Source organism: Maricaulis virginensis, from assembly GCF_027922185.1.
In the GTDB taxonomy this organism is placed as follows: domain Bacteria; phylum Pseudomonadota; class Alphaproteobacteria; order Caulobacterales; family Maricaulaceae; genus Maricaulis; species Maricaulis virginensis.
Genome location: NZ_BSFE01000007.1, coordinates 121,246 through 134,791, shown reverse-complemented (window position 1 = coordinate 134,791; position 13,546 = coordinate 121,246). Strand labels below are relative to the sequence as shown.

At 65.1% G+C, this 13,546-nt stretch carries 18 protein-coding genes; 11 read left to right on the top strand and 7 right to left on the bottom strand.

What is annotated here, in order from left to right; genetic code table 11:
• The first annotated feature begins 78 nt into the window (after positions 1-78).
• The 3 genes from PKE71_RS12880 to PKE71_RS12870 are packed head-to-tail and all read left to right on the top strand — an operon-like array spanning position 79 to position 1,149.
• A complete protein-coding gene (locus PKE71_RS12880; RefSeq protein WP_271187393.1) occupies positions 79-495 on the top strand; it encodes a hypothetical protein in 417 nt (138 codons plus the stop codon).
• A gap of 3 nt (positions 496-498) precedes the next feature.
• The gene (locus PKE71_RS12875; RefSeq protein ID WP_271187392.1) at positions 499-930 is read left to right on the top strand and encodes a hypothetical protein; all 432 of its coding nucleotides are present in this window, start codon (positions 499-501) and stop codon (positions 928-930) included.
• A gap of 3 nt (positions 931-933) precedes the next feature.
• Positions 934-1,149 (top strand): helix-turn-helix transcriptional regulator, encoded by a 216-nt coding sequence (locus tag PKE71_RS12870; RefSeq protein ID WP_271187391.1) that lies wholly within the window; start codon positions 934-936, stop codon positions 1,147-1,149.
• Positions 1,150-1,168: 19 nt separating this feature from the next.
• On the opposite strand, the gene PKE71_RS12865 is transcribed toward PKE71_RS12870, so the two are convergent.
• Together PKE71_RS12865 and secA are read right to left on the bottom strand one after the other, a co-directional pair.
• A complete protein-coding gene (locus tag PKE71_RS12865) occupies positions 1,169-1,642 on the bottom strand; it encodes a GNAT family N-acetyltransferase (protein ID WP_271187390.1) in 474 nt (157 codons plus the stop codon).
• A gap of 6 nt (positions 1,643-1,648) precedes the next feature.
• On the bottom strand, positions 1,649-4,390 hold the full coding sequence (gene secA / locus PKE71_RS12860) for a preprotein translocase subunit SecA (RefSeq protein ID WP_271187389.1): 2,742 nt from the start codon (positions 4,388-4,390) through the stop codon (positions 1,649-1,651).
• A gap of 208 nt (positions 4,391-4,598) precedes the next feature.
• On the opposite strand from secA, the gene PKE71_RS12855 reads away from it, so the two are divergent.
• The 3 genes from PKE71_RS12855 to PKE71_RS12845 are packed head-to-tail and all read left to right on the top strand — an operon-like array spanning position 4,599 to position 6,156.
• Positions 4,599-5,531 (top strand): peptidylprolyl isomerase, encoded by a 933-nt coding sequence (locus PKE71_RS12855; protein WP_271187388.1) that lies wholly within the window; start codon positions 4,599-4,601, stop codon positions 5,529-5,531.
• Positions 5,532-5,581: 50 nt separating this feature from the next.
• A complete protein-coding gene (gene mutT / locus PKE71_RS12850; protein ID WP_271187387.1) occupies positions 5,582-5,998 on the top strand; it encodes an 8-oxo-dGTP diphosphatase MutT in 417 nt (138 codons plus the stop codon).
• Complete coding sequence (locus PKE71_RS12845) at positions 5,914-6,156, top strand: Flp family type IVb pilin (protein ID WP_271187421.1); 243 nt, start codon at positions 5,914-5,916, stop codon at positions 6,154-6,156. The genes mutT and PKE71_RS12845 overlap by 85 nt, the downstream gene beginning before the upstream one ends.
• Here PKE71_RS12845 and PKE71_RS12840 read toward each other — a convergent pair.
• A complete protein-coding gene (locus PKE71_RS12840) occupies positions 6,153-7,070 on the bottom strand; it encodes a methyltransferase domain-containing protein (protein ID WP_271187386.1) in 918 nt (305 codons plus the stop codon). The genes PKE71_RS12845 and PKE71_RS12840 overlap by 4 nt on opposite strands.
• A gap of 48 nt (positions 7,071-7,118) precedes the next feature.
• On the opposite strand from PKE71_RS12840, the gene PKE71_RS12835 reads away from it, so the two are divergent.
• The 4 genes from PKE71_RS12835 (at position 7,119) to PKE71_RS12820 (ending at position 9,450) form a co-directional block, all read left to right on the top strand.
• Entirely contained in the window at positions 7,119-7,865 is a 747-nt protein-coding gene (locus tag PKE71_RS12835; RefSeq protein WP_271187385.1) for a ComF family protein, read from the top strand.
• Between the two features lie 63 nt (positions 7,866-7,928).
• Positions 7,929-8,186 (top strand): glutaredoxin 3, encoded by a 258-nt coding sequence (grxC, locus tag PKE71_RS12830; RefSeq protein WP_271187384.1) that lies wholly within the window; start codon positions 7,929-7,931, stop codon positions 8,184-8,186.
• Positions 8,186-9,028, top strand: coding sequence for a carbon-nitrogen hydrolase family protein (locus tag PKE71_RS12825; protein ID WP_271187383.1), 843 nt, complete (start codon positions 8,186-8,188; stop codon positions 9,026-9,028). Before grxC ends, PKE71_RS12825 begins: the two co-directional genes overlap by 1 nt.
• Entirely contained in the window at positions 9,025-9,450 is a 426-nt protein-coding gene (locus tag PKE71_RS12820) for a DUF1178 family protein (RefSeq protein WP_271187382.1), read from the top strand. Before PKE71_RS12825 ends, PKE71_RS12820 begins: the two co-directional genes overlap by 4 nt.
• Before the next feature lie 24 nt (positions 9,451-9,474).
• Here PKE71_RS12820 and PKE71_RS12815 read toward each other — a convergent pair whose 3' ends face one another.
• A complete protein-coding gene (locus PKE71_RS12815) occupies positions 9,475-10,263 on the bottom strand; it encodes an SDR family oxidoreductase (protein WP_271187381.1) in 789 nt (262 codons plus the stop codon).
• The gene (locus PKE71_RS12810; protein WP_271187380.1) at positions 10,263-10,589 is read right to left on the bottom strand and encodes a nuclear transport factor 2 family protein; all 327 of its coding nucleotides are present in this window, start codon (positions 10,587-10,589) and stop codon (positions 10,263-10,265) included. Before PKE71_RS12810 ends, PKE71_RS12815 begins: the two co-directional genes overlap by 1 nt.
• A 71-nt stretch (positions 10,590-10,660) precedes the next feature.
• Between PKE71_RS12810 and PKE71_RS12805 the strand changes: the two genes are divergently transcribed.
• Positions 10,661-11,059: a winged helix-turn-helix transcriptional regulator gene (locus tag PKE71_RS12805; RefSeq protein WP_271187379.1), complete on the top strand. Its 399-nt coding sequence runs from the start codon at positions 10,661-10,663 to the stop codon at positions 11,057-11,059.
• Between the two features lie 8 nt (positions 11,060-11,067).
• Here the strand turns inward: PKE71_RS12805 and PKE71_RS12800 are convergent, their stop codons facing one another.
• On the bottom strand, positions 11,068-11,463 hold the full coding sequence (locus PKE71_RS12800) for a VOC family protein (RefSeq protein WP_271187378.1): 396 nt from the start codon (positions 11,461-11,463) through the stop codon (positions 11,068-11,070).
• 74 nt (positions 11,464-11,537) lie between these two features.
• Positions 11,538-13,532, bottom strand: a complete 1,995-nt coding sequence (locus PKE71_RS12795; protein WP_271187377.1) for a methyl-accepting chemotaxis protein — start codon at positions 13,530-13,532, stop codon at positions 11,538-11,540.
• Positions 13,533-13,546: the final 14 nt, after the last annotated feature.

Here is a 13,546-nt window from a genome sequence, read left to right as displayed (position 1 = left end):
AAAATTTGACATCAGGTCGGTGATGTCTTACATCCGTCAATGTCAAAGATAATCGACATCAAGACTGGAGTGTTTGACATGTCCTTCCGTGAAAAAATCGCGGTTCTGACCCTGATCGCCAATGTGCTGATCTACGGGATGTATTTCGGGAATACCGCCAAGGCGGCGCTTGACGGCGAGGCCGTTCTGAACGCCGGTCACATGATCAGCACCATCGTGTTGCTGATCGTCGTGATGATTGTCGGCACGATCATTGTCAGCTCGACGGCGCCGAAGGATGCAGACGCGCCGGCTGACGAACGCGACCGGCTGATCTCGATGCGCAGCGACCAGATCGCCGGCTATGTCGTCTCGGCCGGTGCAGGCGGATCGCTGGTTCTGGCCCTGGCCGGATTTTCGGTGTTCTGGATCGCCAACCTGGTCCTGCTGGCCCTGGTCGCCGGCGAGATCGTCAAGTCGGTCGCCTGCCTGATCGGCTACCGCCAGGGAGTGTAACGCATGTCATTCATGGAAAAGATCAATCTGGCGGCGCTGGCCGGAGGTGTCCTGGCGCTGGGCTGGTATCTGGTCCGGGTCGTGCCGCAGATCGGCCAGGTGCCGCTGGACGAGATCGCCTGGAAATGGCCCATGGCGATCGCGATGGGGATATTCATCGTCCTGCTGGTGATCTCCGCCGTCCGTATGGCGATCTCGGACCCGGCTGTGCGCAAGGCCGATGGCATCATCGATGACGAGCGGGATCGCGATATCGAGCGGCGCGGCGATGCCTGGGGCGGTCATGCCATGCATGCCGTCGGCTTCGCGGCCCTGGTGATGCTGGTGCTGGACGTGCACAGCTTCTGGATCGCCCAGACCCTGTTCGTGGGCGGCATGCTCGCCGGCGTGGTCTCGATCGGCGTCAAGCTGTTTGCCTATCGCGGGGAGGTCTAGCCAATGGCAAAATCCACCCCGATCACCAACCAGATCCGAACGCTGCGTTTTCACACCAATGAGATGACCCAGGCCGAGCTGGCCGAGAAGGTCGGAGTCACCCGGCAGACCGTCATCGCGATCGAGCAGGGCAAATACTCCCCCTCGCTGGAGGTGGCCTTCAAGATCGCCCGGATATTCGGCGTCGGCCTGGAGGACGTGTTCCAGTATCCCGAGTAGAGACTGTGTGGCCGGGCCGTTAGAGCGCCACTTCCAGCCAGGGCAGTTCGCGGTCCTTGAAGACGTCGGACGGACGCATGGCGACCCGGCGGGCGCCCATGTGCAGATAGGCGGGTTCGGCATAGGGGTCCGACAGGATGGTCATCACCGTATCGCCCCGCGCACGCAGCTGGTCCTTGGCGTGTTCGAACAGCGCGCGTCCGACGCCGGAACCGATCGCTTCCGGCGCAATGAACAGGAGGTCCAGTGTGCCGCCATGCCCGTCCGGGTCGATCTGGCAGACGCCCAGGAGCGTGCCGTCCTCAGCCTCGGCCACGGTGGTGTAGCCGGCCTCGATCGCGTCAGGCGTAACCTTGAGATAGGGCGAGACGGCCGCCATGAAGGCTGCGTCATATCCCCAATAGGCTTTCGATCTGAGGCACAGGCGGGACAGCGCCTCGTCCTCACCCGGCCGGGCCGGGCGAAGACGGGGAAAGTCTGAAGCGGTACCCATGGAGGATCAGGCCGAGGCCTGATCGATCGCGCCGTGGCAATGCTTGTACTTCTTGCCGGAGCCGCACGGGCAGAGCTGGTTGCGCGCAACGCGGCCCCAGGTCTCCGGGCGGTTCGGATCGACGGCTGCAGCACGCGGGGCTGACGGACGCGGGGCGACCGGCTCGCGGTCCGGCCCGTCCATCTCGTTGCGGCCGGTCGTCGCGTCGATATGGCTGGCCTGAATGTCCCGCGGTGCCTGCGGCGGAGCCGGAGCCCGTTCGAAGCGGATCAGCATCAGCTGACGGGTCACTTCGCCGCGCAGATTGTCCATCATGCGCTCGAACAGCGAGAAGGCCTCGGTCTTGAACTCGTTCAGCGGGTTGCGCTGGGCGTAGGAACGCAGGCCGATCATGGCGCGCATGGCGTCGAGATTCTGCAGGTGTTCGCGCCAGTTGATATCGATGGCCTGGAGCAGGATCGACTTCTCGATCCGCCGCATCAGGTCCGGACCCGCATTGACAGCCTTCTCCGCATAGGCCTTGTCGGCCGCAGCGACGATGCGCTCAAGGATCTCCTCGTCGGCAATGCCTTCCTCGGCTGCCCAGTCGGCGATCGGCAGGTCGAGACCGAACGTGTCCTTCACCTCATTGGTCAGGCCCTCGACATCCCACTGGTCGGCATAGGCCTTCGGCGGGATGTGGGCCTCGACAAGGTCCTCGGCCGTCTGCTGGCGCATGTCCTTGATGACGTCGGACACATCGTCCGCGGTCATGAACTCGATGCGCTGCTCGAACACGGCCTTGCGCTGGTCGTTCATCACGTCGTCGTATTTGAGGACGTTCTTGCGGATGTCGAAATTGCGCTGCTCGACCTTCTTCTGCGAGGTCTCGAGCGCCTTGGACATCCACGGGTGCTGGATGGCTTCGCCTTCCTTCATCCCGAGCGTGCGCATGATGCCGTCGAGGCGCTCCGGCGCGAAAATGCGCAGCAGGTCGTCCTGAACGGAGATGTAGAATTTCGAGCGGCCCGGATCGCCCTGGCGGCCGGTCCGGCCGCGCAGCTGGTTGTCGATCCGCCGGCTTTCATGGCGCTCCGTGCCCAGCACGTAGAGACCGCCGGCATCGAGCGCCTGCTTCTTCTTCTCGGCAACGTCCGCCGCGATCTTGTCCTTCTCGCGGGCAATCTCGGTCTCGGTCGGCTCCTTGCCGAGTTCCTTCTGCTCGTTCAGCCAGGCGCCAAGACGCATTTCCACATTGCCGCCGAGCTGGATGTCGGTGCCGCGGCCGGCCATGTTGGTCGCGATGGTGATCGCGCCCGGCACGCCGGCATCGGCGATGATGTAGGCTTCCTGCTCGTGATAGCGCGCGTTGAGCACCTGGTGCTTGATCTTGCGCTTGGTCAGGATGTCCGACAGCAGTTCGGATTTCTCGATCGAGGCCGTGCCGACGAGCACCGGCTGGCCGCGTTTCACGCAATCCTCGATATCGGCAATCGCGGCGTCGTATTTCTCTTTCGCCGTGCGGTAGACCTCGTCTTCCTCGTCCACGCGGGCGATCGGCCGGTTGGTCGGAATCTCGACCACGCCCAGCTTGTAGATGTCCATGAACTCGTCGGCCTCGGTGAGGGCCGTACCGGTCATGCCCGCCAGCTTGTCGTAGAGGCGGAAATAGTTCTGGAAGGTGACCGAGGCGAGGGTCTGGTTTTCCGGCTGGATGTCCGTGCCTTCCTTGGCCTCGATGGCCTGGTGCAGACCATCGGACAGGCGGCGGCCGGGCATCATGCGGCCGGTGAACTCGTCGATCAGGACAACGCTGTTGTCCTTGATGATGTAGTCCTTGTCCTTCACGAACAGCTTGTGCGCCTTGAGCGCCTGGTTGACGTGGTGGACCGTCGCGATGTTCTCGACGTCGTAGAGGTCGGCATCTTCCTTCAGGAGATCGCGGGCCTTCAGCAGCTCCTCGATCTTCTCATTGCCCTCTTCGGTCAGCAGGATCGAGCGGGCCTTCTCGTCGATCTCGTAGCAATCCTCGTCGAGAAGCGGGATCAGCTGGTCGATTGTCTGGTAGAATTCCGTCCGGTCTTCGGTGCGGCCGGAAATGATCAGCGGCGTGCGCGCCTCGTCGATCAGGATGGAGTCGACCTCGTCGACGATGGCGAAGCCGTGCCCGCGCTGAACCATCTCCTCGACCGAGTATTTCATGTTGTCGCGCAGATAGTCGAAGCCGAGCTCGTTATTGGTACCGTAGGTGATGTCGCAGGCATAGGCCTGGCGGCGCTCCGGATCGGTCATGCCGTGGGAAATCACGCCAGTGGTCATGCCCAGCTGGGCGAAGACGCGGCCCATCCACTCGGCGTCGCGTGTAGCCAGATAGTCGTTGACGGTGACGATGTGCACGCCCTTGCCGGTCAGCGCGTTGAGATAGGTCGGCAGGGTGGCGACCAGCGTCTTGCCCTCACCGGTCTTCATTTCGGCGATGGAGCCTTCGTGCAGCACCATGCCGCCCATCAGCTGCACGTCGTACGGGCGAAGGCCCAGAGCGCGCTTGGCGGCCTCGCGCACGGCGGCAAACGCCTCCGGCAGCAGGTCGTCCAGCTTCTCGCCCTTGCCGAGCCTTTCGCGGAATTCCGCGGTCTTGCCCTTCAGGGCGTCGTCGGAGAGTGCCTGGAAGTCGGGCTCCAGGGCGTTGATCTTTTCGACCATCGGCCGCATGCGGCGAAGTTTGCGGTCGTTCTCGGTTCCGAAGATCTTGCGGGCTATAGACAGCATGTGGTTCTGGCTTTGCGTACAACTGGACCGGCGTCCGGCGCTCGAGTCCGTCCCTCTCGCCGGAGACGCCAACATTGCTTTGAAACGTCAGGGTGACTTAAGGATGGGGGGGATGGGTGTCAATCAAGCCGCGCGGCGCCTGCCATGCGGCAATTTCCCGTAAAGGACTGCCAGCGTGGCCATTCTGCGGTTTTTTGTAGGACTGTTGTTGATTTCCGCGAGCCTCGCGGCCTGTGGTCCGGAGCCCCGGCGGCCGGCAGAACCGGGCGTCGATCCGGCGGTTCGCGTCGCGCCCGACGAGGCGGACCCCGTCGTGGCACGGGTCGACGGTACGGTGATCCGCCGGTCCGATGTCGAGCGCGAGGCGCGCTCGCAATCGGGCGATGACGAGATGGTGCTGCAGCCGGGCGATGCCGAGTTCGAGCGGGTTCTGGACGAGCTGATCGATCAGCGCCTGCTGGCTCTGGAGGCACGCCGGCGCGGTCTTCACCAGTCGGAAGAGGCGCGCCGCCGCATGGCGCTCGCCGAAGAGCGCATCCTGGGCAATGTCCTGGTCGAGACGGCGCTGGCCGACGCCGTGACGGAAGAAACCATCCAGCGTATCTATCGCGAGCAGATCCGCCTGATCCCGCTGGGCGAGGAGGTGCGGGCGCGCCATATCCTCGTCGATACGCGCGCCGAGGCCGATGCGATCGCGCAGCTTCTGGCCGAGGGGCGCGACTTTGCCGAGCTGGCCGTCGCGATGAGCCAGGACCAGGCGACGCGGCTGGAAGGCGGGGATCTGGGCTATTTCACCCGCGAGGGTATTCTGCCCGCCTTCGGCTCTGTGGCCTTCTCGACGCCCGAGGGCGAGGTATCCGAGCCCTTCCGCAGCGAATTCGGCTGGCACTTGCTCAAAGTGGTCGACCGCCGCCGCCAGCCGCCGCCCTCGATCGAGGCGCTGCGCCCCAACATCGTGCGCTTCTACACCTTCGATCAGCTGGAGGCCCTGATTGACGGGCTCCGGGCGGATGCACAGATCGAGCGGCCGGAGATCGTTATCGAGCCCCGGTCGGGTGAAGAGCCGGACATCTCTGCCGGGCCGGAGGCTCATGACGGCGATCTGCCCGGCGAGGACGACAGTCCGGACGAGCCGGGTTAAGCCGGTATTCACCGCGTTTCTGCACCCGATCTTAAAGGAGTTCACGCACGATGTCGGCTGGTGGCCCCAAACCGGTGATCCATGTCGCCGCCTGTGCCTTGCTGGATCCGGATGGACGGATCCTCATCGCCAGACGGCCCGAGGGCAAACCGATGGCAGGGCTTTGGGAGTTTCCCGGCGGCAAGATCGAGCCGGGGGAAACGCCGGAGCAGACCGTTGTCCGGGAGCTCCGTGAGGAATTGGGAGTGGAGCCATGCGAGCGATGCCTGCATCCCTTCGCCTTCGTATCCCATCCCTACGAGACCTTTCATATCGTGATGCCGCTATTCCTGTGCCGCACCTGGGACGGGTTCGCCCGTCCGCTGGAGGGGCAGGAGATCGCCTGGGTCCGCAAGGAAAAGCTGGGCGAGTACCGGCTCTCGCCGGCGGACCGGTCGCTGGCCGCGGAAATTCGCGACCGGCTCTGATCCGGCGCCTGTCCGATTTTTGCGGCGATACGGGCGGTGCCACGGCCATCGAATACTCGATCATTGCCGTGCTGATTTCGATCATGATCATCGGCGGCCTGACCCTGATCGGTCCGGCCATCATGGACATGCTCGACCAGGCCTCGGCGCCCTTCTAGCGGCCGGCCTTCTCTCCCAGCGACTGTTCACGAACGCCCAGCGCGTCCGCCAGCCGGTGTGTCGCGGAACCGGGGCGCTTCGGCTTGGGCTGGTCCGGGTGTGGCGCCCAGCCGGCTGCGTGCACGATCTCGAATGTCGCCCGGATGCGGCCGTCCTCGTCGGCAAACTGCTGTGCATAAAGCTCTGCCGTCCGCATGAAGAGCGCCCGCGTGGCCGGGTTCCGGGGCCGGTCGGCGAGGACCGAGGTCTCGCCCATGCCGCGCAGATCGGCCATCAGGGCGAAGAGATTGTTGTAGCGCACGGTCACGCGGTCGATATCCGCAACCGGCATGGCAAAGCCGGCGCGCTGCATCAGTGCCGCCATGTCGAACGTGCCGGCATAGGGCGAAACGCGCGCACTGGCACCGCCGGTCAGTTCGCTCTCTGCCGTCATCAGGCAGCGCCGCAGCTCGTTCAGGGTCGAACCGCCCAGCATCGACGCAGCAAAGAAACCGTCCGGCTTGAGCGCGTGATTGATCTGCACCAGCACGCCGGGCAGGTCGTTGGTCCAGTGCAGCCCCCAGGGCGCCAGGACGAGATCCAGGCTTTCTTCCGCGAAGGGCAGGGCCTCCTCGTCCAGCGCCAGGGCCGGACGGTCCAGCGTTTCAGCCACTTGCGGCGACAGGTCTGCGCTGGCCAGCCAGCCGATCTTGCCGCCGGCAGGGCGGGCCGTCAGCTCGTCGGCCAGACCCGGCCCGCCGCCCAGTATGGCCCCGCGCTCGAAGTCCCGTGTGACACTCTCCACCCGGTCGCAGATATCGTCGAATGCACGCCGAACGAGAAAGTTGTAGTCTGCCAGACGGGCCGCAGCGCGGTTGCGGCGTGTGCGCAGCAGGGTCCGGTCGAAAAGGCGGGGCGGCGTGTCGGAATTCATGGTGCGGGATATGCCGTCTAAGGGGCGCCGGGGAAAGGGGGCGGGTGTGTGATTGGCGAAATTGCCAGCCGTCTGGCCGATCTGGCCTGGCCGCCGGTCTGCCCGGTGACGGGCGGCGCTGTCGATGCCAGCGGCCGGTTGCAAGCGGCGGGCTGGGCCCGGCTGACCTTTCTGGATGCGCCCTGGTGCGGCGTGTGCGGCCTGCCCTTTCCCTATCCCGGCGGCAGTGCGTCCACATCTGCAACATTGTGCGCCCTGTGTGTCGCAAAACAGCCCGTTTACGACCTCGTCCGTGCCCCGTTGGCGTATGACGATGCCTCACGTCCGCTTGTGCTCGGGTTCAAGCATGGCAGCCGGCGCGAGATGATCGATCAGTTCGCCCGCTGGATGATTGCGGCGGGCCGCGACGGCCTTGACGGTGCCGATGCCATCCTGCCGGTGCCGCTGCACTGGCGGCGCCTGCTGGCGCGCCGCTACAACCAGTCGGCGCTGCTGGGCGCTGCGATCGCCCGGCTGTCCGGTGTGCCGATGGAAACCGGCTGGCTGCTGCGCCGTCGCGCTACCCCCAGCCAGGCCGGACAGAGCGCCCGTTCGCGCAAGCGCAATGTCGCCGGCGCCTTCCATGTGCCGGATCGCAGCCGCGTCGAGGGCCGCCGGCTGGTTCTGGTTGACGATGTCGTCACGACAGGCGCGACGGCGACGGCCTGTGCCCGGACGCTGAAACGGGCGGGTGCGGCGCACGTATCGGTTATGACACTGTGCCGCGTTGTCAGGTCCACGGATCCCACTATCTAGGGAGGCTGAACGGATTTTCCGGCCGTCCGCCCGTCGCGGCCGGCCTGTACACGGAGTAGTTTCATGGCTGAAGTGACTATCTATACGCGCCCGATGTGCGGTTATTGTGCCCGCGCGATTTCCCTGCTGAAACAGAAGGGCGTGGCGTTCAACGAGATCGACGCCGGCTTCGACCAGGCCAAGCGCAACGAGATGATCCAGCGCTCGAATGGCGGCCGCACCTTCCCGCAGATTTTCGTCGGCGATATCCATATCGGCGGCTGCGACGACATGATGGCTCTTGAACGGGCCGGCAAGCTGGATGATATGCTCGCCGCCTGATGAGCCAACTCGACATTGCCCTCGTGCAGATGTGCTCGGGGATCGACCCCGCCGCAAACATCAAGGACGCCATCCGCCTGATCCGGGATGCGGCGGCCACCGGCGCGCAGCTTGTCGCCACGCCGGAAACCACGCATCTCGTGCAGAAGAATGCTGCGGAAGCCTTCAAGGTGCTGCACGCGCCGGAGACCGAACCGGCCCTGCCGGCCTTCTCGGCCCTGGCGCGCGAACTGGGCATCACGCTGCTGATCGGCTCGCTTGCCGTGCGCACGCCGGACGGCCGGGCGGCAAACCGCAGCTTCCTGTTCGGCCCCGATGGTGCCCTTCTGGCGACCTACGACAAGGCGCACATGTTCGATGTCGGCCTGGGCAAGGGCGAGACCTACCGGGAAAGCGACAATTACGCGCCGGGCGACCGGCTGGTCGTGGCGGATGCGGCCGGTGTCCGGCTGGGCCTGTCGATCTGCTATGATGTGCGCTTCGCCTATCTCTACCGGCGCCTGGCCAAGGCGGGTGCCCGGATCCTGGCCGTTCCGGCCGCTTTCACCCGGCCGACCGGACGTGCCCACTGGGAGGTGCTGCTGCGGGCCCGGGCGATCGAGACCGGCAGCTATGTCATCGCGCCGGCGCAGTCGGGCCTGCATCAGGACGGCCGCAAGACCTGGGGGCATTCGATGATCATCGGTCCCTGGGGCGAGGTCGTCGCCGTCCGCAAGGATGCCGAGCCGGGTGTGCTGAGCGCGCGGATCGATCTCGACAAGGTCGCCGAGGCCCGCCGCCGCATTCCCGCCCTGGAGCATGACCGCGATCTTGCCGGTCCGGACATGCCGTCACCGACATGATCCGCTATGCGCTGCGCTGTGACCAGGACCATGAATTCGAGGCCTGGTTCTCCAGTTCCGATGCCTGCGACGACCAGATCGAACGCGAACTGGTGCAATGCCCCGAATGCGGATCCAGCGACGTGCACAAGGCGCTCATGGCGCCGGCCGTATCGACCGCCCGCAAGCGCGAGGCGGCGTCTCCGGAGGCGCAGTTCCGCGACCTTGCCGACCGGGTGAAGGCGCATATCCGCAAGAATTACGACTATGTCGGCGGCGATTTCGCCCGCGAGGCGAGGGCCATGCATGCGGGCGACAAGCCGGAACGCCTGATCTATGGCGAGACCACGCCGGAAGAGAGCCGCAAGCTCCTCGATGACGGCGTCCCGGTCGCCCCGCTCCCCGACATCATGGCCCCGACACCGCCGAAGAAGGCGAACTAGGCCAGGCTCCGCCCTGCGACACGGTCAGACCGTCGGGACTGTGCCGCCGTCAATCGTCACCTCGGTGCCATGGATGGCCTTCGCGCGGTCGGAGGCGAGGAAGGCGATCGTTTCGGCGACCTCTTCCGGCCGGGCCGGGCGGCCGATCGGAATGCCGCCGAGCGCGTCCAGAATGCTTTGCCTTGCGGCGGTCTCGCCGGTTCCCGCATTCTCGGCGATGCGCTGCACCAGGGCTTCGGCGGCTTCGGTATAGATCCATCCCGGTGCCACGGCATTCACCCGGACGCCCGCCGGGCCGACCTCTTTCGACAGCGATTTGGAATAGGTGCTCAGCGCCGCCTTTGCGGCGGCATAGGCTGTGGTGGAGTCGTGAAGGGGCAGGCGCCGCTGGATCGAGGTGACGTGGATGATCGCGCCCTCCTGGCGGGCGAGCATGCCGGGCAGGAGGGCGCGGTCCAGCCGGACGGCACTGAGCAGGTTGAGCTGCATCTCACCGTGCCAGATATCGTCCGAAAGTGCTGCAAAGCCGCCGGCCGGCGCCGTCGATCCGCCCAGGCAATGGACCAGGATGTCGATACCGCCAAAGGCATCGGTGACCGCGTCGGCCAGGGGCTGAACACTGTCCGGCTCCGTCAGGTCAGCCTGCACGAACAGGTCGGCATTCACACCGCCGGGCGGTGTCGAGCGGGCGGCGGTGGCAACGCGGGCTCCGCGGCTGCGGAACAGGTCCACAGTGGCTGCGCCCGTTCCTTTGGTGCCGCCGGTCACCAGGACGCGCTTGCCGGTGAATTCCGGTGTCGCAACAGACGGCATCAGGCAATCTCCAGCGAGGCGATCCGGTCGGCGTCCATCCCGAAGCGGTAGGTCAATGCAATCGGGCTGCCCGGAAAGCTGCCGGACACCGTGGCCGGCACAAATACGGCGCCATCCCTGTACTCTGCCGGGCCGGGGTCAGCATGGAAGTCGTATGCGTCGACCGTCTGCTTCAGCCAGGCTTCGATCGCGGACCGGCCGATATGATCCCGGCTCTCGTCCCGGACGCGGGCATCCGCGGAAAACTGTGCAGCGGCGCGATCGAGGTCGCGGCGATTGGCAGCGTCGAAATATGCGGCGATGGAAGAAGGAAGTGTCTGCGTCATGGCCATCTCCTGGTTGGCGGAGGCCGCGCCTCCGGATTGATCTGGAAGGCAAGTGGAGCGACACTGGGAAAATGACAAGTACGCACGATAAAGTCTGGTACGCACCAAAAAGTAAGTTAGAAGCCTTCACGGCGGAGACGGCCGCCGAAGGCGTGGTCAACACGCTGCGGATCGTCGAGGGGCGATGGAAGCTGGTGATCCTCTTCCACCTCTTCGGCGGCAAGGTGATGCGCTTTTCCGAGCTGGAACGCGCGATCCCGGCCATCTCGCAAAAAATGCTCACCCAGCAGCTGCGCCAGCTGGAAAGCGATGGCGTGGTGTTCCGGAAGGTCTATCCCGTGGTTCCGCCCCGGGTCGAATATCGCCTCACCGAGTGGGGCCAGGCGCTTTGCCCGGCGCTGGACGCCCTTTTGACCTGGGCCGACCAGCGCGAGGCCCTGCAGCCGGACACGTCCTCGCAGACCGTCTGAGCACTGTCCTAGGCCAGCCGCAGCTGCCAGGACACGCCGAAACGGTCGACAATCCAGGTGAATTTGCGGGCGAAGGGATAGGTGTCGAGCGGCATCAGGATTTGCCCGTCGGTCGACAGGGCGTCGAACAGCCGGTCGAGTTCAGCCTCTGTCTCGCATTCGGCAAACAGCGATATCGCCGGTGTGAAGGAGAAATCGTGCTTCGACGGCGAGTCGATGCAGTGATGCAGGCGGCCATTGAGGGTGAAGGCGGCTTTCACGATGCTGCCTTCGGGACCTGGACCCTTCGGGCCATAACGCTCGACGTCCAGCACCTGCGAGTTCTCGAACAGCGAGGTGTAGAGAGACATGGCGGCTTCGGCCTGACCCTCGAACATCAAAGACGGGGCGACGCTGGCGGTCATGACGAATTCCCTCGCGGCGTGGTCACCGTCGACATTCGGAATTCCCGAAACACGCGTCAACCGCCCTGCAGGTGTCAGAGCGAGACTTCGCCTTTCAGGATGCGGATGCCGGCGCCCTGGCCGTTCGACCAGGCGATCTCGCCCAGCACGGTCTGACCGTTGACCTCCAGCTGCATGGCGCGCCCGGCCTCGCCGAGATTGGGACCTGCCACACCGATACCGGTTTCGGAGATATCTCGAATGACGATCTCGCCGGCCGCTTCGGACGAGGTGAAGCGGCCGGTCACGCCTTCAACCGCACGGCGGGCATAGCTGCGGCTGTCCGCGTCATGCAGGTCGGTGTCGAGTGCCTCGGCGAGCGTGTCGAGCAGATGCAGGACTTCCTGGCTCGCCGTCTCCAGATCGGCCAGGCGCTCGAAGGCACGCTTGTCCGCGCCGGCCTCGTGCGCCTGCAGGACCTCGCGGGCAATGTCGTGGACACGGGCGTGCGGCGCCTCGAGCGCCTTGTAGGCCGGGTGGTTGCGCACCGATGCCACATCGAGCGTGTCGTACCACTTGCCCAGCCGGCATTGGTGGTGGGTTGGCAGATCGCCGGACTTGCCGGTCGTGCGCCCGACAATGATGTCCACAATGCGCTTCTTGAAGAAGACGTGATCGATCTTGGCCATCTGCACCAGCGACCGGTGACAGTCGGCGCGGAACCAGGACTGGGCATTTGCCAAGAAGGCATCGTTTGAGGCCTGCAGCGATGTGTTCATTTCTCCGAGGCGGCCGCTGTCGGACCGGGCGCGGTCGGCGACGCCGGCGATCTTCTCGGAAATTTCCGCGCTGGCACTCTTCTGCTGCTGCAGGATGGTCGAGATTTCCTGCATGCGCTGCGACACGCTGGAGACCTGTTCGCCGACCGTGCGGATGCTGGAATTGGCGCCGTCGATGGTTTCACGGCCGCGCTCGACTGCCGCGCGCGAGCTGGTGATGGCATTCTCGATCACGCTCATGCCGTTCTTCAGTGCCGTGATCCGCTCGGCAATGTCCTCGGTGGCCTTGGCGGCCTGGTTGGCCAGACTCTTCACTTCGCTGGCCACGACAGCAAACCCCTTGCCGGCATCTCCGGCGCGGGCGGCCTCGATCGTCGCGTTGAGGGCGAGCAGATTGGTCTGGTCGGAGATGGTCTGGATGACACCGAGGAAGCCGGAAATCTGTTCGGCGGCATCGTTGAGTTCAACCAGGCTGGACGCGCTGTCCTGCGAGGTGCGGTCAATCTCGGCGATCGAGGTCGCCACTTCGCCCATGGCCGCAACGCTGCGGCTGAGCGAGGTATTGGTCTCTTCGGCCTCGTCGGCGGCGGCGTCGGAATTCTGGGCGATCTGTTCGGCGGAGGCGACCATTTCCTCGGCTGCCGCCGAGATGGACTCGCTGTTCGCGGTGGATTCCTGCGTGGAGGACTGCAGCACGGCCATGTTCAGCATCATCTCGTTGACGCTGGAAATCGTGTTGGCGACACCGCGCAGATTGCCCAGCCGGGCATCCCGGTTCACCCGGTCTTCCAGCCGTTGGCGAATGCCGTTCTCATAGCCTTCCTGGGCGAGGCCAATGTCGAGAAAAGCGCGGCCGATGAAGGCCTGCAGCGCGGCCTGTGTCTTGCGCGGCGAGTGGCGATGTTTCGACATCAAGACCGGGATCGCCTGCAGGATAACGCGGCCATAGGCGGCCAGATACCAGTGCGAGGGCAGACCGATCCGCGTGTGGGCCTCGGCGATGCGGATGGCGCGGCTTTCAAAATCCAGGCTCGGCGGATCGGTCAGCAGGCCCTTCCAGTGTGCCATCTGCCGCTTGCGGATGCCGGCCATGCCTTCTTCGAAGGGCGCGAATATTTCCGCGAGTTCGGGCTGTTTGCGCAGATCGGCGTAGAAATCGTCGAGAATGCTTTCCAGCGCCGGCTCCAGAACCGCCCAGACTTCCTTGCCTTCGTCAACGCTCCAGCCGTCGGGGCGCAGGAAGGCCTGCAGGTCATCGACCGAACTGGAACCGGAAGTGCGGGCAGAGGTCTTTCGGGCGGCTTGGGTCATGACGGATTCCTCGC

Bases quoted from the DNA above. Each gene is read 5' to 3' on its own strand.
- PKE71_RS12880 (WP_271187393.1), top strand. From the start codon at position 79: ATGTCCTTCCGTGAAAAAATCGCGGTTCTGACCCTGATCGCCAATGTG.
- PKE71_RS12875 (WP_271187392.1), top strand. From the start codon at position 499: ATGTCATTCATGGAAAAGATCAATCTGGCGGCGCTGGCCGGAGGTGTC.
- PKE71_RS12870 (WP_271187391.1), top strand. From the start codon at position 934: ATGGCAAAATCCACCCCGATCACCAACCAGATCCGAACGCTGCGTTTT.
- PKE71_RS12865 (WP_271187390.1), bottom strand. From the start codon at position 1,642: ATGGGTACCGCTTCAGACTTTCCCCGTCTTCGCCCGGCCCGGCCGGGT.
- secA (WP_271187389.1), bottom strand. From the start codon at position 4,390: ATGCTGTCTATAGCCCGCAAGATCTTCGGAACCGAGAACGACCGCAAA.
- mutT (WP_271187387.1), top strand. From the start codon at position 5,582: ATGTCGGCTGGTGGCCCCAAACCGGTGATCCATGTCGCCGCCTGTGCC.
- PKE71_RS12840 (WP_271187386.1), bottom strand. From the start codon at position 7,070: ATGAATTCCGACACGCCGCCCCGCCTTTTCGACCGGACCCTGCTGCGC.
- grxC (WP_271187384.1), top strand. From the start codon at position 7,929: ATGGCTGAAGTGACTATCTATACGCGCCCGATGTGCGGTTATTGTGCC.
- PKE71_RS12825 (WP_271187383.1), top strand. From the start codon at position 8,186: ATGAGCCAACTCGACATTGCCCTCGTGCAGATGTGCTCGGGGATCGAC.
- PKE71_RS12820 (WP_271187382.1), top strand. From the start codon at position 9,025: ATGATCCGCTATGCGCTGCGCTGTGACCAGGACCATGAATTCGAGGCC.
- PKE71_RS12815 (WP_271187381.1), bottom strand. From the start codon at position 10,263: ATGCCGTCTGTTGCGACACCGGAATTCACCGGCAAGCGCGTCCTGGTG.
- PKE71_RS12810 (WP_271187380.1), bottom strand. From the start codon at position 10,589: ATGACGCAGACACTTCCTTCTTCCATCGCCGCATATTTCGACGCTGCC.
- PKE71_RS12805 (WP_271187379.1), top strand. From the start codon at position 10,661: ATGACAAGTACGCACGATAAAGTCTGGTACGCACCAAAAAGTAAGTTA.
- PKE71_RS12800 (WP_271187378.1), bottom strand. From the start codon at position 11,463: ATGACCGCCAGCGTCGCCCCGTCTTTGATGTTCGAGGGTCAGGCCGAA.
- PKE71_RS12795 (WP_271187377.1), bottom strand. From the start codon at position 13,532: ATGACCCAAGCCGCCCGAAAGACCTCTGCCCGCACTTCCGGTTCCAGT.